Source organism: Serratia sp. CoH_134_PS_4, assembly GCF_058190535.1.
Map to the genome: position 1 here is coordinate 62,100 of NZ_JBXWKI010000003.1, position 19,201 is coordinate 81,300.

The 19,201-nt window shown below is 53.0% G+C and carries 18 protein-coding genes; 11 read left to right on the forward strand and 7 right to left on the reverse strand.

Features of this window, described 5'->3' with window-relative positions:
- Positions 1 to 142 precede the first annotated feature (142 nt).
- The 3 genes from tamA to AC2FCQ_RS07285 are packed head-to-tail and all read left to right on the forward strand — an operon-like array spanning position 143 to position 6,044.
- Complete coding sequence (tamA, locus tag AC2FCQ_RS07275; RefSeq protein WP_209634316.1) at positions 143 to 1,879, forward strand: autotransporter assembly complex protein TamA; 1,737 nt, start codon at positions 143 to 145, stop codon at positions 1,877 to 1,879.
- A complete protein-coding gene (tamB, locus tag AC2FCQ_RS07280) occupies positions 1,876 to 5,694 on the forward strand; it encodes an autotransporter assembly complex protein TamB (RefSeq protein WP_490307959.1) in 3,819 nt (1,272 codons plus the stop codon). Before tamA ends, tamB begins: the two co-directional genes overlap by 4 nt.
- A gap of 2 nt (positions 5,695 to 5,696) precedes the next feature.
- The gene (locus tag AC2FCQ_RS07285; RefSeq protein ID WP_209634320.1) at positions 5,697 to 6,044 is read left to right on the forward strand and encodes a gamma-glutamylcyclotransferase family protein; all 348 of its coding nucleotides are present in this window, start codon (positions 5,697 to 5,699) and stop codon (positions 6,042 to 6,044) included.
- 51 nt (positions 6,045 to 6,095) lie between these two features.
- On the opposite strand, the gene ppa is transcribed toward AC2FCQ_RS07285, so the two are convergent.
- Positions 6,096 to 6,626, reverse strand: coding sequence for an inorganic diphosphatase (gene ppa / locus AC2FCQ_RS07290; protein WP_209634322.1), 531 nt, complete (start codon positions 6,624 to 6,626; stop codon positions 6,096 to 6,098).
- Positions 6,627 to 6,882: 256 nt separating this feature from the next.
- Between ppa and AC2FCQ_RS07295 the strand changes: the two genes are divergently transcribed.
- Positions 6,883 to 8,436, forward strand: coding sequence for a methyl-accepting chemotaxis protein (locus tag AC2FCQ_RS07295; RefSeq protein ID WP_265556242.1), 1,554 nt, complete (start codon positions 6,883 to 6,885; stop codon positions 8,434 to 8,436).
- 39 nt (positions 8,437 to 8,475) lie between these two features.
- Here AC2FCQ_RS07295 and fbp read toward each other — a convergent pair whose 3' ends face one another.
- Complete coding sequence (fbp, locus tag AC2FCQ_RS07300; protein ID WP_099064485.1) at positions 8,476 to 9,480, reverse strand: class 1 fructose-bisphosphatase; 1,005 nt, start codon at positions 9,478 to 9,480, stop codon at positions 8,476 to 8,478.
- Between the two features lie 168 nt (positions 9,481 to 9,648).
- Between fbp and mpl the strand changes: the two genes are divergently transcribed.
- Positions 9,649 to 11,028 carry a UDP-N-acetylmuramate:L-alanyl-gamma-D-glutamyl-meso-diaminopimelate ligase gene (mpl, locus tag AC2FCQ_RS07305; protein ID WP_209634325.1) on the forward strand — a complete coding sequence of 460 codons (1,380 nt, stop codon included), beginning with the start codon at positions 9,649 to 9,651 and terminating at the stop codon, positions 11,026 to 11,028.
- Positions 11,029 to 11,228: 200 nt separating this feature from the next.
- Here mpl and yhcN (AC2FCQ_RS07310) read toward each other — a convergent pair whose 3' ends face one another.
- The 3 genes from yhcN (AC2FCQ_RS07310) to argR form a co-directional block, all read right to left on the reverse strand.
- Positions 11,229 to 11,492: a peroxide/acid stress response protein YhcN gene (gene yhcN, locus AC2FCQ_RS07310; protein ID WP_209635262.1), complete on the reverse strand. Its 264-nt coding sequence runs from the start codon at positions 11,490 to 11,492 to the stop codon at positions 11,229 to 11,231.
- 124 nt (positions 11,493 to 11,616) lie between these two features.
- Complete coding sequence (gene yhcN, locus AC2FCQ_RS07315) at positions 11,617 to 11,880, reverse strand: peroxide/acid stress response protein YhcN (RefSeq protein ID WP_209634327.1); 264 nt, start codon at positions 11,878 to 11,880, stop codon at positions 11,617 to 11,619.
- A 405-nt stretch (positions 11,881 to 12,285) separates the two neighbouring features.
- Complete coding sequence (argR, locus tag AC2FCQ_RS07320) at positions 12,286 to 12,756, reverse strand: transcriptional regulator ArgR (protein WP_020824937.1); 471 nt, start codon at positions 12,754 to 12,756, stop codon at positions 12,286 to 12,288.
- A 465-nt stretch (positions 12,757 to 13,221) separates the two neighbouring features.
- Between argR and mdh the strand changes: the two genes are divergently transcribed.
- The gene (mdh, locus tag AC2FCQ_RS07325) at positions 13,222 to 14,160 is read left to right on the forward strand and encodes a malate dehydrogenase (protein ID WP_490307960.1); all 939 of its coding nucleotides are present in this window, start codon (positions 13,222 to 13,224) and stop codon (positions 14,158 to 14,160) included.
- A 67-nt stretch (positions 14,161 to 14,227) separates the two neighbouring features.
- Here the strand turns inward: mdh and AC2FCQ_RS07330 are convergent, their stop codons facing one another.
- Positions 14,228 to 14,488, reverse strand: coding sequence for a helix-turn-helix domain-containing protein (locus tag AC2FCQ_RS07330; RefSeq protein WP_209634331.1), 261 nt, complete (start codon positions 14,486 to 14,488; stop codon positions 14,228 to 14,230).
- 181 nt (positions 14,489 to 14,669) lie between these two features.
- Here AC2FCQ_RS07330 and AC2FCQ_RS07335 point away from each other — a divergent pair, with 181 nt between their 5' ends.
- Positions 14,670 to 15,020: a DNA-binding protein gene (locus AC2FCQ_RS07335; protein WP_209635264.1), complete on the forward strand. Its 351-nt coding sequence runs from the start codon at positions 14,670 to 14,672 to the stop codon at positions 15,018 to 15,020.
- A 48-nt stretch (positions 15,021 to 15,068) separates the two neighbouring features.
- Here the strand turns inward: AC2FCQ_RS07335 and ispB are convergent, their stop codons facing one another.
- Positions 15,069 to 16,040: an octaprenyl diphosphate synthase gene (gene ispB, locus AC2FCQ_RS07340; RefSeq protein WP_209634333.1), complete on the reverse strand. Its 972-nt coding sequence runs from the start codon at positions 16,038 to 16,040 to the stop codon at positions 15,069 to 15,071.
- Positions 16,041 to 16,309: 269 nt separating this feature from the next.
- Here ispB and rplU point away from each other — a divergent pair, with 269 nt between their 5' ends.
- The 4 genes from rplU to cgtA all read left to right on the forward strand — a co-directional run bounded on the left by rplU (position 16,310) and on the right by cgtA (position 19,169).
- Complete coding sequence (rplU, locus tag AC2FCQ_RS07345; protein WP_037423192.1) at positions 16,310 to 16,621, forward strand: 50S ribosomal protein L21; 312 nt, start codon at positions 16,310 to 16,312, stop codon at positions 16,619 to 16,621.
- Between the two features lie 17 nt (positions 16,622 to 16,638).
- Complete coding sequence (rpmA, locus tag AC2FCQ_RS07350) at positions 16,639 to 16,896, forward strand: 50S ribosomal protein L27 (protein WP_004933559.1); 258 nt, start codon at positions 16,639 to 16,641, stop codon at positions 16,894 to 16,896.
- A 112-nt stretch (positions 16,897 to 17,008) separates the two neighbouring features.
- Complete coding sequence (locus AC2FCQ_RS07355; RefSeq protein ID WP_209634335.1) at positions 17,009 to 17,980, forward strand: DMT family transporter; 972 nt, start codon at positions 17,009 to 17,011, stop codon at positions 17,978 to 17,980.
- A gap of 16 nt (positions 17,981 to 17,996) precedes the next feature.
- The gene (gene cgtA / locus AC2FCQ_RS07360; protein WP_209634337.1) at positions 17,997 to 19,169 is read left to right on the forward strand and encodes an Obg family GTPase CgtA; all 1,173 of its coding nucleotides are present in this window, start codon (positions 17,997 to 17,999) and stop codon (positions 19,167 to 19,169) included.
- The last annotated feature ends 32 nt before the right edge of the window (positions 19,170 to 19,201 follow it).

Here is a 19,201-nt window from a genome sequence, read left to right on the forward strand (position 1 = left end):
CGCCAGTTTACTGCGACAGTAAAACCGTAACATGCAGCGTCTGGAATAATGCTGAAAGGGCTGCCGTCTTGATAGCGCGGAGTATGCCCTGGTACCAGAGCGAGTGTTATTACAGGAAAGTAAAATAAATTAAGGAGAACGCGTGCCACGATACCGAGCCCTGTGCTTTTTGTGTGCGCTGCTCGCGACGCCTGCGGCGTATTCGGCGAATGTGCGGCTGCAGGTTGAAGGACTTAGCGGGGAACTGGAAAAAAACGTCCGGGTGCGTTTGTCATCCATCACGCCGGAAGAGGTCAGCACTGACGGCCGTTTCCGCGCACGCGTGGATGAGGCTGTCCGTCAGGGGCTGCGAGCGCTCGGCTATTATCAACCCACCATCGACTTTACCCTGGACGATCGCCCTGGTCTGTCACGTCCGGTATTGCATGCCAAGGTGAACCCAGGTGAACCTGTGCGGATTGCCGGTGCCAATATTGTGTTGGAAGGCGGCGCGAAAACCGATGACGACTACCTGGCACTGGTCAAGAAAGGCAAGCCGACGATAGGCGAGATCCTCAATCACGGCAAGTACGACAGCTTTAAAGGGTCATTGACCGGCATGGCGCTTCGCAAAGGCTATTTCGATGCTGACATGACCAAAAGTCAGCTTGGTGTCGCGGAAGATCTGCATAAGGCCTATTGGGACATCGACTTCAACAGCGGACAGCGTTATCGCTTCGGCCAAGTGAAGTTCAGCGGCTCGCAAATCCGTGAAGACTATCTGCAAAATCTGGTGCCCTTTCATCAGGGGGATTACTACAGCTCGGAGGATTTGGCCGAGCTGAACCGCCGTTTGTCCGCCACCAACTGGTTTAACTCGGTGGTTGTGTCTCCTGATTTCCAAGACGCCAAAGAGAACAAGATTTTGCCGCTAGATGCGTTGGTAACGCCACGCACCCGCAACACCATTGAAACCGGGGTGGGTTATTCCACGGATGTTGGCCCGCGCGTGAAGGGCACCTGGAAAAAACCGTGGCTCAACGATCGTGGTCACAGCCTGGAAACCAGCGCCAGTGTTTCGGCCCCGGAACAGCAGCTCGATTTGACCTATAAAATCCCGTTGCTTAAGAATCCGCTTGAGCAGTATTACCTGCTGCAAGGGGGGTTCAAAAACGTCGACCTCAACGATACCAAATCCGTCACGTCAAAAGCCGTGGTCTCCCGTAACTGGGATCTGTCCAGCGGCTGGCAACGGGCGATAAACCTCACCTGGCGTTGGGACCACTTTACTCAGGGTACCGTGACCAATACGACTATGCTGCTGTATCCCGGGGTGAGCGTAAACCGGACCCGTTCCCGGGGTGGTTTGATGCCGACCTGGGGCGACAGTCAACGTTATTCTATTGATGTGTCTGACAGCACCTGGGGTTCGGACGTGGACTTTGCGCTGATGCAGGCACAGAACGTCTGGATTCGCACGTTGGCCGACAAGCACCGCTTTGTTGCGCGTGGGCAGGTAGGGTGGATTGAAACCAACGACTTTGAAAGAGTACCGCCAGACCTGCGATTCTTCGCCGGTGGTGACCGCAGTATTCGCGGTTATAAATACAAGGGCATTTCCCCTCGCGACGACGACGGCAAGTTGACCGGGGCCTCTAAAATGCTGACCGGTTCGCTGGAGTATCAATATAACGTGACAGGCAAATGGTGGGGCGCAGTGTTTGTGGATTCCGGTGAAGCCGTAAACGATATCACCCAGAGTAATTTCAAGACCGGTGCCGGTTTTGGTGTGCGCTGGCAGTCACCGGTCGGCCCGGTGAAACTGGATATCGCTGCTCCGGTTGGGGATAAAGATACCCACGGGGTGCAGTTCTATATTGGTTTGGGGCCTGAACTATGAGCCTGATAAAAAAGATTTGCCTGGGTTTCCTGATTATTCTGCTGCTGCTGATTGGCGGGGTTGCGTTCTTGCTGGGCACCACCAGTGGTTTGCATATGGTGATAAACGGTGCGGCGCGTTGGGTGCCGGGACTGGATATTGCCAGTGTCAGCGGCGGTTGGCGTGATCTGACGCTGAAAGGCGTGAAATATCAAATGCCGGGTGTCACCGTGAATGCCGGGCAGTTCCATTTGTCACTCGATCTGGCCTGCTTTAAAAACAGTGCGTTGTGCGTCAATGCGTTGACGGCACAGGACGTGGACGTCGTGGTGAAAACCAAAGAAATGACGCCGTCCGCGCCAGTCGAAGAGACCAGCGAGCCAACAACCAATCTCAGCACGCCATACCCGATTACTTTGCGCATGTTGGCGCTGAATAACGTCAAAGTCAGCGTAGACGACACGGCGATTTCGCTTGCTGAATTCCGTACCGGTGCTCAGTGGCAGGAACGTGCGTTGACACTGCTGCCAACCAAGATCAGCGGATTACTGATCGCACTGCCGAAAACGCCGCAAAATCCGCTGCCGGAGGCCGTGCAGCCGGTGGTAGACGCAGCGAAGAAAGTAGAGGAAAAGGCCAATCCGGCCACGAAACCCGTACCGCAGCCCGAAGAGAAGCCACTGGGCGAAACGCTGAAAGAACTGTTCGCGAAACCGTTGCTGCCGGACTTGCCGGATATCCGTTTGCCGCTGGACATCACCGTCAAGGAGATCAGGGGTGAACAGCTACGGCTGACAGGGGATACCGACGTACTGATCGCAAGCTTGCTGTTGCAGGCCAGCACTCAAGATCAGCATATCAAGCTGGACAATTTCGATGTGAAATCCCCACAGGGCACGTTGTCAGCGCAAGGGCAGGCAACGCTGACCGGCAGTTGGCCGGTAGAGATGGTCGCCAACAGCACGGTGAACATCGAACCGCTGAAAGGCGAAAAGATCAAACTGAACATTGGCGGTGGCTTACGCGAAGAACTCAAGGTCGCACTCAACCTCTCTGGGCCCGTTGGCGCGCAGCTTGATCTACAAACCCAATTGGCCGAGGCCGGTTTGCCGCTCGCGTTGACGCTGCAAAGCAAACAACTGAAATGGCCTCTGAGCGGTGAGGCGCAGTACCAGATCAATGATTTCCGCCTGCGTTTCAATGGCAAGGCGACCGATTATGCGTTGTCGACACGTGCAAATATCAAAGGGCAGGATCTGCCCCCAGCCGTATTGACGCTGGACGGTAAAGGCAACACTGACCAGTTTAAGCTGGAACGCCTGCGGTTGGCCGCCTTGCAGGGCAATACCGATCTGACGGCGCTGGTGGACTGGAGTAAGGCTATCAGCTGGAATTCACAGCTGACACTGAGTGGGATCAATACCGCTAAGCAGTGGCCGGAATGGCCAGCGAAGTTGGACGGTAAAATTACCACGCGTGGCAGCCTGCACGGCGGCAGTTGGCAATTGCAGGTCCCCGTCTTGCAACTCGACGGTAACGTGAAGCAGAACAAGGTCACTGCACGTGGCACGCTTAGCGGCAATGCCGCCGGTCAGTGGAAAATCCCAGGTATCGACCTGACGCTGGGACGCAACCAACTGAACGTGAAGGGCCAACTGGATGAAAAGAGTTGGAACCTGGATGCAAATATTGACGCACCGCGTCTGGACGGTGCCCTGCCAGGACTTGGCGGCACGGCGAAAGGCTTGATTAAACTGCGTGGTAACCTGCAGGCACCTCAATTATTGGCCGATCTGACCGCGTCTGGTCTGCAGTGGCAGGCGTTACGCATTAACCGTGTGAAAATCGACGGCGACGTGCGTTCCAGCGATCAAATTCAGGGCCAGCTGGCTGTGCGTGTTGAACGGCTCAAGCAAGATGCGTTGGACATCAACCTGCTGACGCTGGATGCCAAAGGCAGTGAAAAACAGCATCAGTTGCAACTGAAAATTGATGGCAAACCGGTATCCGGCCAACTGGCGTTGCAAGGCAGTTTCGACCGTCAGCAGCAACGCTGGCGCGGCAACCTGAACAACACGCGTTTCGATACGCCGGTGGGCGAATGGCGATTAACGCGCGCCATTGCGCTGGATTACCTGAATACCGCGCAGAAAATCAGTATTGGGCCACATTGCTGGCAGAACCCGAATGCCGAACTGTGCGTGCCGAAAACTATCGAAGCCGGTCAGAGCGGCCAGGCAAGCGTTGTGCTGAACCGTTTTGATCTGGCGATGATCAAACCTTTCCTTGGCCCGGAGACGGCCCTGAGTGGCGTCTTTACCGGACGGGCCGACGTTAGCTGGAAGCCTGGTGGTGCACTGCCAGAGGCGAAAGTCTCGTTGGTGGGCAACGGGGTTAAAGTGGTACAGCAGGTGCAGGGGAATCCATTGCCGATTGCCTTTGACAAGTTGAACCTCAATGCCGGCCTCACCAAGGGTCGGGCGCAGGCCGATTGGTTGATCAAACTGAATAACAATGGCCAGTTTGACGGCAATATTCAGGTGGCTGATCCACAGGTACGCCGCAATATCAGCGGTAACGTCAATATCACGAATCTTTCACTGGCGATGATTAACCCGGCGCTGATGCAGGGCGAAAAAGCCGCGGGTATGTTGAACGCCAACCTGCGTTTGGGCGGCAGTGCATTAAAGCCTTTAGTGTATGGCCGGATGGCTCTGGACAAGGTGAAGGTGCAGGGGCACTGGATGCCGTTTGACATGACGGAAGGCCGGCTGGCGATGAATTTCGACGGCATGACGTCGACGTTGGAAGGGTTGGTCAGCACGACCCACGGTCAGCTTAACCTGTCCGGTGATGCCGATTGGCGTGATATCAACGCATGGCGTGCACGCATTGCCGCTAAGGGCGATAAGCTACGCGTGACGGTACCGCCCATGATCCGGATTGATGTGTCGCCGGATTTGATATTCGAGGCCACGCCGCAGCTGTTCTCGCTCAACGGTTCCGTTGATATTCCTTGGGCGCGCATTACTGTGCAGGAACTACCAGAGAGCGCTGTGGGTGTTTCCTCAGACGAGGTGATGCTGGATGATCAACTGAAGCCGTTACAACCGAAAACGGCGGCGATCCCGATCAATAGCAACCTGATGATCCACGTTGGCAATGACGTGCGGCTTGATGCCTTTGGTCTGAAGGCGCGATTAAAGGGCGATCTGAAAGTTGTGCAGGATAAAAACGGGTTGGGCTTGAATGGTCAGATTGACATCCCATCCGGGCGCTTCCATGCTTATGGTCAGGATTTGATTGTCCGCAAGGGACAGTTGCTGTTCTCGGGGCCACCGGATCAGCCGTTGTTGAACCTTGAGGCCATCCGTAATCCGGAGTCGACCGAAGACGATGTCACCGCAGGGGTGCGCGTCACCGGGCTGGCTGATGCGCCGAAGTTGGAGGTGTTCTCGGACCCGGCAAAATCGCAGCAGGAAGCGCTGTCTTATCTGTTGCGTGGGCAAGGACTGAATAGCTCCGGCGCTGATGGTAACGCAATGACCTCAATGTTAATTGGGATGGGGGTTGCACAAAGTGGTCAACTTGTGGGTAAAATCGGCGAGGCGTTTGGCGTAAGTAATTTGGCCCTGGATACTCAAGGGGTCGGTGACAGTTCGCAGGTTGTCGTGAGCGGTTATGTTCTCCCAGGCTTACAAGTAAAATATGGGGTGGGTATATTCGACTCACTGGCCACGCTGACGTTGCGCTACCGCCTGATGCCTAAGTTGTATCTGGAAGCGGTGTCTGGTCTCGACCAGGCATTAGATTTGCTCTATCAGTTTGAGTTTTAGCGATGCGAATAATTGTCTACGGCAGTTTACGACGCAAACAGGGAAACAGCCATTGGATGACCAACGCCCAATGGCTCGGCGAGCATGAGCTCGAAGGCTATCAGATTTATAATCTGGGCCATTACCCGGCGGCGATCCCTGGAGAGGGCACGGTACATTGTGAGGTGTACCGTATTAACTCATCGATATTGGCCGAGCTGGACGAACTGAAAAGCAACACCCGGGACTATAAGCGTGAGCTGATTCAGACGCCTTATGGGAGTGCGTGGATCTACCTGTATAAACACAGCGTAGACGGTTACCCGCGGATTCAAAGCGGAGACTGGCTGAAGCGTCTCGACGAAAAGTAAAAAAAAACACCGCTCACTGAGCGGTGTTTTTTTTCGAGCGGCAGGTAAGAATTACTTCTTGGCTGCGCGTTCGAAAGAGGCAACGATTTCAGCTTTAGCCGCAGCAGCGTCTGCCCAGCCTTCCACTTTCACCCATTTGCCTTTTTCCAGATCTTTGTAGTGCTCGAAGAAGTGAGCGATCTGCGCTTTCAGCAGTTCTGGCAGGTCGTTCACATCTTTGATGTGATCATATTCTTTGGTCAGCTTGCTGTGCGGTACGGCAACCAGTTTCGCATCTTCGCCAGCTTCGTCAGACATCTTCAGCACGCCAACCGGACGGCAGCGGATCACAGAGCCAGGCTGCAGTGGGTATGGCGTCGGCACCAGCACGTCAACCGGGTCACCGTCCAGAGACAGGGTGTGGTTGATATAACCGTAGTTGCACGGGTAGAACATCGCGGTGGACATGAAACGGTCAACGAACAGCGCGCCGGTGTCCTTGTCGATTTCATATTTGATCGGATCGGCGTTTGCCGGGATTTCGATAACTACGTAGATGTCTTCCGGCAGGTCTTTGCCAGCAGGGACCAGGTTCAAGCTCATGTCGGTTTCCTTTAATCAAACCAGAAATGGAGTGGCGGCTATTATAGCGGACTCTTTTACGAATTCCTGCCCTTTTCATCATCCACGCCCCGGCGCAGGGCCATCCATCGAATTTCCAGATAAATCTTCCTGCGGCGTTAAGTTTTCCCAAGGGTTGCCGATAACTTCATCAAATAATAATGAGTCAGCGAAGTCTGACTCTCCGTTTTACCTCCTCTACGTAAGATCTCACTATTTCTGAAGCCGGGAAGAACTCATGCTAAAAAAGATTACGGTCAAGGCCGGGCTGATTGCCCTGTTGAGCCTGATGACGCTGCTGTTGATTATGGTCAGCACGATCGGCGTCAACGCGATTAACGAAGGATCGCGCTCGTTACACACTCTGAATCAAATCCTGGGGGAAGAATTGGGGTCGCTGGCCAGCAGCTCCAACCTGACGCTGCGCGCCAGAACCGCGGCCTCACTGGCGGTGCGCCAACGGGAAATCGGCCAGATTGAGGTTTCCGACGCGACAGTGGGGCGCATTTATGACTACCTTGCGCAATCGAAGCAGGAAATGGCGCGTTTTGTCAAAGTGGGCACCGTCACCGAACGTGGCCGCGAGCTGTCTGCCCGTCTGCAAAACAGCTATCGAGCCTATTTGGAGCAAGGTGTTGGTCCGATGGCTGATGCCATCAAGGCGGGTAAAGTCGACGATTACTACGAGATTCAGGAAACCAAAATCTCTGCCTTGAGTATTGCTTTTGAGAAAGACCTGAGCGATTTCCGCAGCTTTGCGATGAAGATTGGCCAGCAGCGGGTAACGGAAGCGGAAAGTAATGCCAGTACCAAGATTACCCTGATTGTGATCGCAGGTCTGCTGAGCGTATTGCTGGCAGTATTGGCCTGGTTTGCATTGAGGATGATTATCTTGCGCCCGCTCGATGAATCTATCGCCCAACTGGAATATATTGCAGGTGGCGATTTGACGCATACCATCACGGGCGAAGGGAATACCGAAATGGGCCGTTTGGTGCGTGCAATGCAGCGTATGCAGCAGGCGCTGGCGAGTTCGGTCAGCAAGGTACGTGATGCCAGCAGCCAAATTGATACCGGCTCGCGCGAGTTGGCTGCCGGTAACTTACATCTGGCCCAGCGCACTGAAGAGTCGGCCGCCTCGCTGGAAGAGACGGCAGCCAGCATGGAGCAATTGACCTCGACGGTGAAAATGAATGCCGAAAACTGCGAGCAGGCCAATCAACTGGCGTTGAGTGTATCTGGCATTGCCAATCAAGGCAGTGAGGTGGTCAGTCAGGTGATGAGCAAGATGCAGGCGATTACCGACAGTTCGCGTCGTATCGCCGATATCATCAGTGTGATGGACGGCATCGCTTTCCAGACCAACATTTTGGCGCTGAACGCGGCAGTAGAAGCGGCACGTGCTGGCGAACAGGGCCGTGGTTTTGCGGTCGTGGCCGGTGAGGTACGCAGTTTGGCCCAACGCAGCGCACAGTCAGCGAAAGAGATTAAAGGGCTGATTGAAGCGTCGCAGAATCGCGTGCAGGAAGGCGAGCAGATGGCAGAGTCTGCGGCGAAAACCATGAATGGCATTACCGGCGAAGTCGGGCGTGTAACGGCGTTGATGCGGGAAATCTCTGCGGCTACGCGCGAACAAAGCAGTGGGATTGAGCAGGTAAACCTGGCGGTGGCTCAGATGGACCAGGTGGCGCAACAAAATGCGGCGTTGGTCGAAGAGTCAGCGGCGGCGACACGATCGCTGGAGGATCAGGCGCAGTTACTGGCGCAGAGTATGGCGGCGTTCAAATTATAATGTAGGGGTGCAGCATGCTGCACCCCTGCGTTGGGCGCTTTATTCGTCCGGATTTTCGGCGATAAAGCGTTCTGCGTCTTCAACCATGGATTTGGTGCCGACGAAGAAAGGTGCACGCTGGTGCAGTTTCACCGGGGTAATGTCCAGAATACGGTTTTTACCGTCACTGGCTTTGCCGCCGGCTTGTTCTGCCAAGAACGCCATCGGGTTGCATTCATACAGCAGGCGCAGCTTGCCTTGTGGGTGGCTGGCGGTGCTTGGATAAATGTAGATGCCGCCTTTCAGCAGGTTGCGATGGAAATCTGCAACCAGTGAACCGATGTAGCGTGAGGTGTAAGGACGTTGTGTCGCTTCGTCTTGTTCCTGGCAATACTTGATGTATTTCTTCACACCGCGTGGGAACTTGATGTAGTTACCTTCGTTGATGGAATACATGTTGCCGCTGGCTGGGAAGCGGACTTTCTCATGGGACAGGCAGAACACGCCCAGAGAGGGATCGTAAGTAAAGGCATGCACGCCATAACCGGTGGTGTACACCAGCATGGTGGATGAACCATAAACTACGTAGCCAGCAGCCACCTGAGCACTGCCCGGTTGCAGGAAGTCTTCTTCGGTTACCGGAATGCCTACCGGGGTAATGCGACGATAGATAGAGAAAATCGTACCGACCGAGACGTTGACATCAATATTGGACGAACCGTCCAATGGATCCATCAGCACCACATACTTGGCATTTTCAGCCCGCTCGCCGTCGAATATCACGATTTCGTCTTCTTCTTCGGAAGCGATACCCGCAACTTCACCGCGCGCTTTCAACGCCGCTTTCAGCTTTTCATTGGCGTACAGGTCCAGTTTCATCTGAACTTCACCTTGTACATTGGAAACGCCGCTGGTGCCCAGAATATCAACCAGACCCGCTTTGTTGATATCGCGGTGGATGATTTTGGCGCCCAGTTTAATTGCAGAAAGTAGCGCAGTCAGCTCGCCGGTGGCGTGAGAGAAGTCGTGCTGTTTCTCGACGATAAATTCGCCTAACGTTTTCATGACACAATCCCTGAATCTACGGATGGGTAGCGGTTTGTTAACATACCGCCAACGTATTCGCGAGCAGTGTAGCCCAAAGATGAGCGCTATTCATAGGCAAATCCATTTCTTCTGGATGATTCTGGGCGTTAGAATAAGCCAACATTCGACGTACTCTATGAGAAAACTATGCGCATTCACATTCTTGGGATCTGTGGCACCTTTATGGGCGGGCTCGCTGTGCTGGCTCGCTCGCTAGGGCATGAGGTGACCGGCTCTGACGCTAATGTCTATCCGCCGATGAGCACGCTGTTGGAGAAGGAAGGGATCGAACTGATCCAAGGCTACGATCCCGCTCAGTTGGATCCCATGCCGGATCTGGTGATCATTGGTAACGCCATGACGCGTGGCAATCCCTGTGTTGAAGCGGTACTGGAGCAGGGCATCCCTTACGTTTCCGGTCCACAGTGGTTGCATGACTATGTGCTGCGCGATCGCTGGGTGCTGGCCGTTGCCGGGACTCACGGTAAGACCACCACTGCGGGTATGGCAACCTGGATCCTCGACGTCTGCGGATATAAACCGGGCTTTGTGATCGGCGGTGTTCCTGGCAACTTTGACGTTTCCGCCCGCTTGGGCGACAGCCCGTTCTTTGTGATCGAAGCTGACGAGTATGACTGCGCGTTCTTCGACAAGCGTTCCAAGTTTGTGCATTACAGCCCACGTACGCTGATCATGAATAATCTGGAGTTTGATCACGCCGATATCTTCGATGATCTGAAAGCGATCCAGAAACAGTTCCATCATCTGGTGCGCTTGGTTCCCGGCAAGGGCAAGATCATTTTGCCTGACAACGACAATCACCTAAAACAGGTGATGGCGATGGGCTGCTGGAGCGAGCAGGAGCTGGTCGGGGAAGAAGGCGCATGGCGTGCACAGAAGCTAACACCGGACGCCAGCCATTATGCGGTATTCCTGCATGGTGAGCAGGTGGGGGAAGTGAAGTGGTCGCTGGTGGGTGAACACAACATGCATAATGGTTTAATGGCCATTGCTGCTACGCGCCATGTTGGTGTGATGCCTGCGGATGCTTGCCGTGCGCTCGGTGATTTCATCAATGCGCGCCGCCGTCTGGAACTGCGTGGTGAAGCCCATGGAGTGACGGTCTACGACGACTTTGCCCATCACCCAACGGCTATCTTGGCAACCTTGGCCGCGCTGCGTGGCAAGGTTGGTGGCACTGCCCGTATTCTTGCCGTGCTTGAGCCCCGCTCCAATACCATGAAAATGGGGATCAGCAAGAACGATTTGGCGCCATCGCTTGGTCGTGCCGATGAAGTATTCCTGTTCCAGCCGCATCATATTCCCTGGCAGGTGGCAGAAGTGGCGGAAGCCTGCGTGCAGCCGGCCCATTGGAGCGCCGATCTCGACACCCTGGTAGAGATGATTGTGAAAACGGCTCAGCCGGGTGACCATATTCTGGTCATGAGCAACGGCGGCTTCGGCGGTATCCACGATCGACTGTTGGACGCTTTGGCTCGCAAGTCTGAACCGAAAGTCACCTATTGATCATATGGGGGGCGTGAAACAACCTTTCTAAGGGCCGGTCGCGGCCCTTTTTTTCGCGCATAAAAAAGCCCTCGCGAGCGAGGGCAACGGGGTTCGTCGGATAGGACGACGACATTTCTTCAGGGAATCAGTGCTTACGACAGAACTCGGCAGTGGCAGTGACGAGGGTAGTCAGCTCCGTAAGCACGTCCCCTGAATTGTTATTTATAGATTTCAGCCGTCGCGTGCCAATTACCGTTTTCATAGGCTTCAATTACACGGTAAGCCTTGGCACCTTGCTTATCAGCTTTGTCTGACAAGGCCTGGCGAATATCAGAAGGCGCGCCGGTGATGCCGCTGACGGTGATGGTACCGGCAGATTGCAGGGTATCGGCCTGGTCATTAGTGATTAACGTGGCGGCCGAGGCCCCGAACGAAACGACTGACAGCAGGCTAAGTGCGGCGAGGGTTGTTTTCATGTTCATCATATTGCGTCCTGTTGCGATAACCGCCTGGAAGGGCTTTTACAGCGTTTTTATTCTTGAAGGCAGTTATCGGTGATGCTGGGTACCAGAGTTCTTTTGCCCGTTTCCGGGTAACATTTTGTACTTACTTGTAAATTTCTGCGGTGGCGTGGAAGTTACCTTCGTTACGCGCCTCAATGACACGGTATGCAGTTGCGCCTTTGGCATCGGCCTTCTCAGACAGTGCCTGACGGATGTCGGAAGGTGCACCGGCTACGCCGCTTACGGTAATGGTACCTGCAGCCTGCATTTTTGCTGCCTGGCTTGCATCAACAGATTGTGCTGCAAATGCGCCGAAAGAAAGCATGGATAGAATGCTCATAGTTGCAACGGTAGCTTTAATTTTCATGGTTTGACCTCATCGTATTCTTTTATCAGTTCCAGTGAACTGTGATTTACGTCACGGAAATGAGTATACATCTAGTAACGCTAAAAATTAATAGTTAGCTAACAGTTTCTAGTGAAACTTTATCAGGGTGTTGTTTGTTTTTTATAACCAAATGGAATAAAAACGGGTCATAAAATGATCTTTTGATGTTAAATTTATGTAATTTCAATAAGGTAAGTGCTTTTGACCAAAAGTGCGAAAGATTGCAGTGGCTATCACTGGTTACACAGAAATGTCATTGAAATGTGCTGTGGTGTGAAGGAAATCTAGAGTTTTACGTGGAAAGGGATGAGAGAAACGTAAGCATAGGGTTAAAGAAGCGCTAACAAAACGCGACGGCTAGCCGCATTTTGTTAGCGCTAAGCATCATAACTCTTGTTCAAACAGCGTCAGGATGGCTTCGTACAATTGGCGAGCGGTAAAGCTGCTGGCCGGGGTAACAAAAATAGTGTCGTCGCCGGCAATGGTGCCCAGGATACCTTCGGACTTCCCTAATGAATCCAACAGGCGGGCAATGAGCTGTGCAGCGCCAGGGCTGGTGTGGATGACCACGACTGCATCGTTATGGTCGACATCGAGTACCAGGTTCTTCAGCGGGCTGGTGGTGGTCGGCACACCGAGTTCTGCTGGAAGGCAATACACCATTTCCATCTTGGCATTGCGCGTACGCACTGCGCCGAACTTGGTCAGCATGCGCGATACTTTGGATTGGTTGATGTTTTCGAAGCCTTCTTCTTGCAGCGCCAAAACGATCTCGCCTTGAGAACTGAATTTTTCTTCTTTCAATAACGCTTTAAACGCTTTGATCAGATCTTCCTGCTTTGCGGGATTACGCATTTTGCACCGTAGAATGTTGACAATAGAAGTGATTATTATGCATATAAATGAATTTTTATGCAATAAAAGGACGTCCAGGAAAAACAATCATGCCCGGACAATGAGGAAAGGGCGGCATTTTAACAAAATCCGAACCCCATGAATATGCCCTTTCGGCGACCTTAAAGTGGTTCGTGGTGGTAAAGAAAATGTTATTAAAATGATGTTGTTCTGATGTTGTGTAAGGGTGTAATGTAACCGCCGGTTAACTTGCTCGTGAATAACCTCGCAGTATTTTTGATTAGTGTGCGCTATGCCCTTAATGCGTAAGCTATTTAATCTAAAATGAGCGCGACATCGGCTGTTTTATTGCGCCAGTTCTCAAATGAACTGTTAAGAGATTGTTTTTAAAGGTGTAATAATCTAAGGTCCGTAACCAACATATTCACGGCGCTTTATATATTTAAGATAATAAAGGAGTATAGGATGAAAGTTGCAGTTCTCGGTGCTGCTGGCGGTATCGGCCAGGCCCTCGCCCTTCTACTCAAAACCCAGCTTCCTTCAGGTTCTGAACTCTCTCTCTACGACATCGCCCCAGTGACTCCAGGTGTTGCCGTCGATTTAAGCCACATCCCAACCGCAGTTAAAATCAAAGGCTTCAGCGGCGAAGACGCAACGCCAGCTCTGCATGGCGCAGACGTGGTGCTGATCTCTGCCGGTGTTGCACGTAAGCCGGGTATGGACCGTTCAGATCTGTTCAACGTGAACGCGGGCATCGTGCGTAATCTGATTCAGCAAGTGGCAACAACCTGCCCGAAAGCCTGCATCGGTATTATCACCAATCCGGTTAACACAACCGTGGCTATCGCAGCAGAAGTGCTGAAGAAAGCCGGTGTTTATGACAAAAATAAACTGTTCGGCGTCACCTCGCTGGACATCATCCGTTCTAACACCTTCGTGGCCGAGCTGAAAGGCAAGCAGCCAGAAGAGTTGAACGTGCCAGTTATCGGTGGGCACTCTGGTGTGACCATCCTGCCACTGTTGTCACAGATCCCTGGCGTGAGCTTTACCGAGCAGGAAGTGGTGGATCTGACCAAACGTATTCAGAATGCGGGTACGGAAGTGGTTGAAGCCAAAGCCGGTGGCGGGTCTGCAACCCTGTCAATGGGCCAGGCAGCAGCGCGTTTCGGCCTGTCCCTGGTTCGTGCACTGCAAGGCGAAAAAGGCGTGGTGGAATGTGCTTATGTGGAAGGTGATGGCAAATACGCTCACTTCTTCGCGCAACCGCTGGTGCTGGGCAAAAACGGCGTTGAAGAACGCAAAGACATTGGTACCCTGAGTGCATTCGAGCAGAAAGCGCTGACAGATATGCTGGATGTGCTGCATAAAGATATTGAACTGGGCGAAAAGTTTATCAATAACTGATCACCCCGCGATGTAAGATATGCATAAGCCGCCGGACAGTGTTCCGGCGGTTTTTTTATGCCTGCGGTTATGACCGAATTCGCGCTTTTCGATCCAGCAGGTTATGGGTGTGTGGATCGAAGTAACGGCTTGGCCAGATTTCTGCAGGATGAATGTCGAGTGTTTCGGCAATGAGCCATTCTCCTTTTGGCCAGGGGCGCGATAGCGCGTTTGCCAGCGTTGAAGAGCTAAGCCCCGCCTTGCGCGATACCGCCGCCAATGTCGTTCCCTTCTTACGTAAAGCCGCAATGATATCCGCCGGGTGCCAGTCCTTATTCTCTGAGTTCATGTTTGCATTCCTTTTTTTGATTAGCGAAAGTTCTGTTAGTGGTATAACTAACAGGTCAAGATTAATCGTTTAAACAACATGAATCGCTTATGCGGAAACTAGCATACCACTAAGTTTCTTAAAAAATACCCGAATAGTTTCCAAAAAAAAGATATTTGCCAACTTCCCAGAGATCATGGCTATGAAAAAAGAGTGGTTTACCGCCAAGGAGCTGACAAGCGTGGCAGGGTTACCTTCCTCACCACAGGGAATAAATTTGATGGCGCGCCGTGAAGGTTGGCTCAGCCGACGCCGTAAAGGCGTACAAGGCAAAGCGCTGGAATATCACATCGACAGCTTACCTAATAGCACCCGTAATCTTCTGATATTGAAAGAGGACTCGGCAATTTATGACGTTGAGCGTCAGGACCCACTGACGGTGTGGGTTGAGTATTACTATCACCTGACAGAGAGCGAACGTGAGAAAGTTTTGACGTTCTTGATGCGTGAAGGTATTGGTGGCCTGTTGGCGCGAATTTCACCGGAGAAATGAGCAGACCCGCCGAGCGGGCCTGTGGAAACAGCGGTTGCCTATAGTTTCTTAAAAATCACGTTGAACCGCGAGGTGCGCCAATCCTTCCAGCGCGGTGCGATGGGGGGATTCAGGCAGGGCCTGCAACGCGGCAATGGCCTTGTCGGCTTCTTCCTCCGCGCGCTGGCGAGTGTATTCCAGCGAACCGCATTGCTCCATGGCTTTCAGTACGGGCTCCAGCAAATGACGACCGTTGCCTTGCTCAATTGCGCCGCGGATCATGGCTTTCTGCTCGCCTTCACTATTATGCATGGCATGCAGCAACGGCAATGTCGGTTTACCTTCGTTGAGGTCGTCACCGGTATTTTTACCCAGGGTGCTGCCATCGGCGCTGTAATCGAGCAGATCGTCGATCAACTGGAAGGCGGTACCAAGATAGCGGCCGTAATCCTGCAGCGCTTTTTCCTCTGCAACGCTTGCGTCTGACAGGATTGCCGAAGACTGCGCCGCTGCTTCAAACAGGCGTGCAGTTTTGCTGTAGATCACCCGCATGTAGCTTTCTTCTGTGATATCCGGATCGTGCACGTTCATTAACTGCAGTACTTCGCCTTCGGCAATAACGTTAACGGCTTCGGACATCAGTGCCAGCACGCGGAGCGATTCCAGACTCGTCATCATCTGGAAAGCCCGTGTATAGATGAAGTCGCCAACCAACACACTGGCAGCATTGCCAAAGGCGGCATTGGCGGTCGCTTTGCCGCGACGCATGTCGGATTCATCTACCACGTCATCATGGAGCAGCGTGGCGGTATGAATGAATTCGATCAGCGCAGCAACGGTAATGTGTTTATCACCCTGATAATGCAAAGCCCGGGCCGCCAGAACGGCGATCATCGGGCGGATGCGCTTACCGCCACCACTGATAATGTAATAGCCAAGCTGATTGATGAGCGTGACATCAGAATTCAGCTGTTCGAGAATTGTTGCGTTCACGGCCGCCATATCTTGCGCGGTTAACTCGGTAATTTGCTCTAGGTTCATTGTATTTTTTTCAGCTGTGTTTCTCTTCACCGCGTTGAGATCGCTGCTCACATCGGTACATGGCGGTAACTGTCCTCCTGATTGTACTTGAAAAACGGTTCAGATAAACGCCATGAAAGAAACTGTGCTTTTTTTCTTCTTTTTTCTGCTTCTGGTCTTATTCTGCTCTTGTCATATGCGGGATTATTGCGTAGAATTCGCGCCCTATTGTGAATATTTATAGCGCGCTCTGTACTGAACAGTTGGGCACGCGGAAAGCGGAGTTTTATATGTACGCGGTTTTCCAAAGTGGTGGCAAACAACACCGAGTAAGCGAAGGTCAAACCGTTCGCTTGGAAAAGCTGGACATCGCAACTGGTGAAGCTGTTGAGTTTGACCAGATTCTGATGATCGCTAATGGCGAAGATATCAAAATCGGCGTTCCTTACGTCGATGGCGGTAAGATCAAAGCTGAAGTAGTTGCTCACGGTCGTGGCGAGAAAATTAAGATCGTTAAGTTTCGTCGTCGTAAACACCATCGTAAGCAGCAGGGCCACCGTCAGTGGTTCACTGACGTTAAAATCACCGGCATCAGCGCTTAAGTTAGGGGAGCAGATTAATGGCACACAAAAAGGCTGGCGGCTCGACTCGTAACGGTCGCGATTCAGAAGCTAAACGTCTGGGCGTAAAACGCTTTGGCGGCGAAGCAGTACTGGCAGGCAGCATCATCGTTCGTCAGCGCGGCACTAAATTCCACGCTGGTACCAACGTGGGTTGCGGCAAAGACCACACTCTGTTTGCTTTGAAAGACGGTAAAGTCAAATTCGAAGTTAAAGGCCCGAGCAATCGTAAATTCATCAGCATCGAAGCTGAATAATTTTCCGAGCCTGACTAAATAGATGTAAGCCCCGCAATTCGTTGCGGGGCTTTTTACATTCTAGGGTGTTGGGCTGCTTGTGCGCAGACCCGTTAGCGCTGGCAAAGGTAAGATGGAAACGAAACAGCAGGTCGGAATTGGCATTTCTCTGGCGGTGACTACAGCGGTTTGTTGGGGCGCATTGCCGATTGCGATGAAAGAAGTGCTGGTAGTGATGGAGCCGTTTACCGTTGTTTGGTATCGCTTTACCATTGCTGCGCTTGGGTTGGGGCTTATTTTAGCCGTGCGCGGCAGGCTGCCGCCAGTGACTCTATTTCGCCAACCGCGCTGGTTGCTGATTTTGGCTATCGCGACGGCGGGCCTTCTGGGGAACTTCATTTTCTTCAGCTCTTCGCTGCAGTATCTCAGCCCGACAGCATCGCAGGTGATCGGCCAACTGTCGCCGGTCGGCATGATGTTTGCCAGCGTGCTGATTTTAAAAGAGCGCATGCGCATCACTCAGGTGATAGGCGCGCTAATGCTGATTTTCGGGTTGTTGTTGTTTTTTAACGTCAGCCTGATTGAGATTTTCACTCGCTTGACGGATTACACCCTTGGGGTGCTGCTAGGCGTGTGTGCGGCGATGGTGTGGGTCACTTATGGCGTTGCGCAGAAAGTGTTGCTGCGCCGATTAGCCTCGCCGCAAATACTGGTAATGTTGTACACTTTATGTGCAATAGCTTTATTTCCTCTGGCCAAGCCAGGGGTGATTTTTCAGCTCAGCGGCTGGCAATTAGCCTGCCTGCTGTTCTGTGGCGCCAACACGCTGATTGGCTATGGTGCGCTGGCGGAAGCCATGGCGCGCTGGCAGGCGGCGCAGGTGAGTGCGTTAGTTACGCTGACACCGCTGTTTACCCTGCTTTTTTCAGATTTATTGGCGTTGGCCTGGCCACACGTATTCGCCGCCCCGACATTAAATGTCGTTGGCTATGTCGGTGCTTTCGTGGTGGTTGCGGGCGCCATGTTTTCCGCAATTGGTCACCGTTGGTGGCCGCGACGGGCAGAAACCCGCCTGGTTGCTCCTTTGAAGCAGCCCGGTGAATGATTTACGGAGACGGTAAATGAAGTTTGTAGATGAAGCAGCGATTTTGGTCGTTGCAGGTGACGGTGGTAATGGTTGCGTCAGCTTCCGCCGCGAAAAATATATCCCGAACGGCGGGCCAGATGGTGGTGACGGCGGCGATGGCGGCGACGTCTATTTGTTGGCGGACGAAAACCTCAACACGCTGATCGACTACCGCTTTGAGAAATCTTTCCGTGCCGAACGTGGCCAGAACGGCCAAAGCCGTGACTGTACAGGCAAGCGTGGCAAAGACATTACTATCAAAGTCCCTGTCGGCACCCGTGTGCAAGACCAGGGCACGGGTGAAATCCTCGGTGACATGACCCGCCATGGCCAGCTTTTGATGGTCGCGAAAGGCGGTTGGCATGGTTTGGGCAATACCCGATTTAAATCATCCGTTAACCGCGCTCCACGCCAGAAAACGCTGGGTACCGCAGGTGAAGCGCGTGACATCCTGCTGGAGCTGTTGCTGTTGGCCGATGTGGGCATGCTCGGTTTACCGAATGCCGGCAAGTCGACCTTCATCCGTGCAGTCTCCGCGGCCAAGCCGAAAGTTGCTGACTATCCGTTTACCACCTTGGTGCCAAGCCTGGGTGTGGTACGTATGGATCACGAACAAAGCTTCGTGGTTGCCGATATTCCGGGGTTGATCGAAGGGGCCTCTGACGGTGCCGGGCTGGGGATTCGCTTCCTGAAGCATCTGGAACGCTGCCGTGTGTTGCTGCACCTGGTGGATATCGCTCCTATCGATGAATCTGATCCGGTAGAAAATGCCAAAATCATCATCAATGAGTTGAACCAATACAGCGCAAATCTGGCAGACAAGCCACGCTGGCTTGTTTTCAACAAGATTGATGTGATTGGTGAAGAAGAAGCTGCCGTGCGTGCCAAGGCGATTGCAGAAGGCATGGGCTGGGAAGGCAAGTACTACATGATCTCCGCCGTTAATCGTGAAGGCGTCAACGCGCTGTGCTGGGATGTAATGCAGTTTATCAACACGCAGCCGAAGGCGATGGCGATCGAAGAAAGCGCGCCGGAGAAAGTCGAGTTCATGTGGGATGATTACCACCGTGAACAACTCGCAGAAGTGGAAGCTGAAGCGGATGACGACTGGGATGATGACTGGGACGAAGATGACGACGAAGGCGTCGAAATCGTTTACCAGAAGTAATCTTGTGAAGAGAAGGGCTCAGTTAACACTGG

What these genes read in the sequence shown, in the direction of transcription:
- cgtA (WP_209634337.1), top strand. Translation starts at nt 17,997, where the DNA reads ATGAAGTTTGTAGATGAAGCAGCGATTTTGGTCGTTGCAGGTGACGGT.
- tamB (WP_490307959.1), top strand. Translation starts at nt 1,876, where the DNA reads ATGAGCCTGATAAAAAAGATTTGCCTGGGTTTCCTGATTATTCTGCTG.
- mpl (WP_209634325.1), top strand. Translation starts at nt 9,649, where the DNA reads ATGCGCATTCACATTCTTGGGATCTGTGGCACCTTTATGGGCGGGCTC.
- AC2FCQ_RS07330 (WP_209634331.1), bottom strand. Translation starts at nt 14,488, where the DNA reads ATGAACTCAGAGAATAAGGACTGGCACCCGGCGGATATCATTGCGGCT.
- fbp (WP_099064485.1), bottom strand. Translation starts at nt 9,480, where the DNA reads ATGAAAACGTTAGGCGAATTTATCGTCGAGAAACAGCACGACTTCTCT.
- ppa (WP_209634322.1), bottom strand. Translation starts at nt 6,626, where the DNA reads ATGAGCTTGAACCTGGTCCCTGCTGGCAAAGACCTGCCGGAAGACATC.
- ispB (WP_209634333.1), bottom strand. Translation starts at nt 16,040, where the DNA reads ATGAACCTAGAGCAAATTACCGAGTTAACCGCGCAAGATATGGCGGCC.
- AC2FCQ_RS07335 (WP_209635264.1), top strand. Translation starts at nt 14,670, where the DNA reads ATGAAAAAAGAGTGGTTTACCGCCAAGGAGCTGACAAGCGTGGCAGGG.
- rpmA (WP_004933559.1), top strand. Translation starts at nt 16,639, where the DNA reads ATGGCACACAAAAAGGCTGGCGGCTCGACTCGTAACGGTCGCGATTCA.
- yhcN (WP_209635262.1), bottom strand. Translation starts at nt 11,492, where the DNA reads ATGAACATGAAAACAACCCTCGCCGCACTTAGCCTGCTGTCAGTCGTT.
- argR (WP_020824937.1), bottom strand. Translation starts at nt 12,756, where the DNA reads ATGCGTAATCCCGCAAAGCAGGAAGATCTGATCAAAGCGTTTAAAGCG.
- AC2FCQ_RS07285 (WP_209634320.1), top strand. Translation starts at nt 5,697, where the DNA reads ATGCGAATAATTGTCTACGGCAGTTTACGACGCAAACAGGGAAACAGC.
- yhcN (WP_209634327.1), bottom strand. Translation starts at nt 11,880, where the DNA reads ATGAAAATTAAAGCTACCGTTGCAACTATGAGCATTCTATCCATGCTT.
- mdh (WP_490307960.1), top strand. Translation starts at nt 13,222, where the DNA reads ATGAAAGTTGCAGTTCTCGGTGCTGCTGGCGGTATCGGCCAGGCCCTC.
- AC2FCQ_RS07295 (WP_265556242.1), top strand. Translation starts at nt 6,883, where the DNA reads ATGCTAAAAAAGATTACGGTCAAGGCCGGGCTGATTGCCCTGTTGAGC.
- rplU (WP_037423192.1), top strand. Translation starts at nt 16,310, where the DNA reads ATGTACGCGGTTTTCCAAAGTGGTGGCAAACAACACCGAGTAAGCGAA.
- AC2FCQ_RS07355 (WP_209634335.1), top strand. Translation starts at nt 17,009, where the DNA reads ATGGAAACGAAACAGCAGGTCGGAATTGGCATTTCTCTGGCGGTGACT.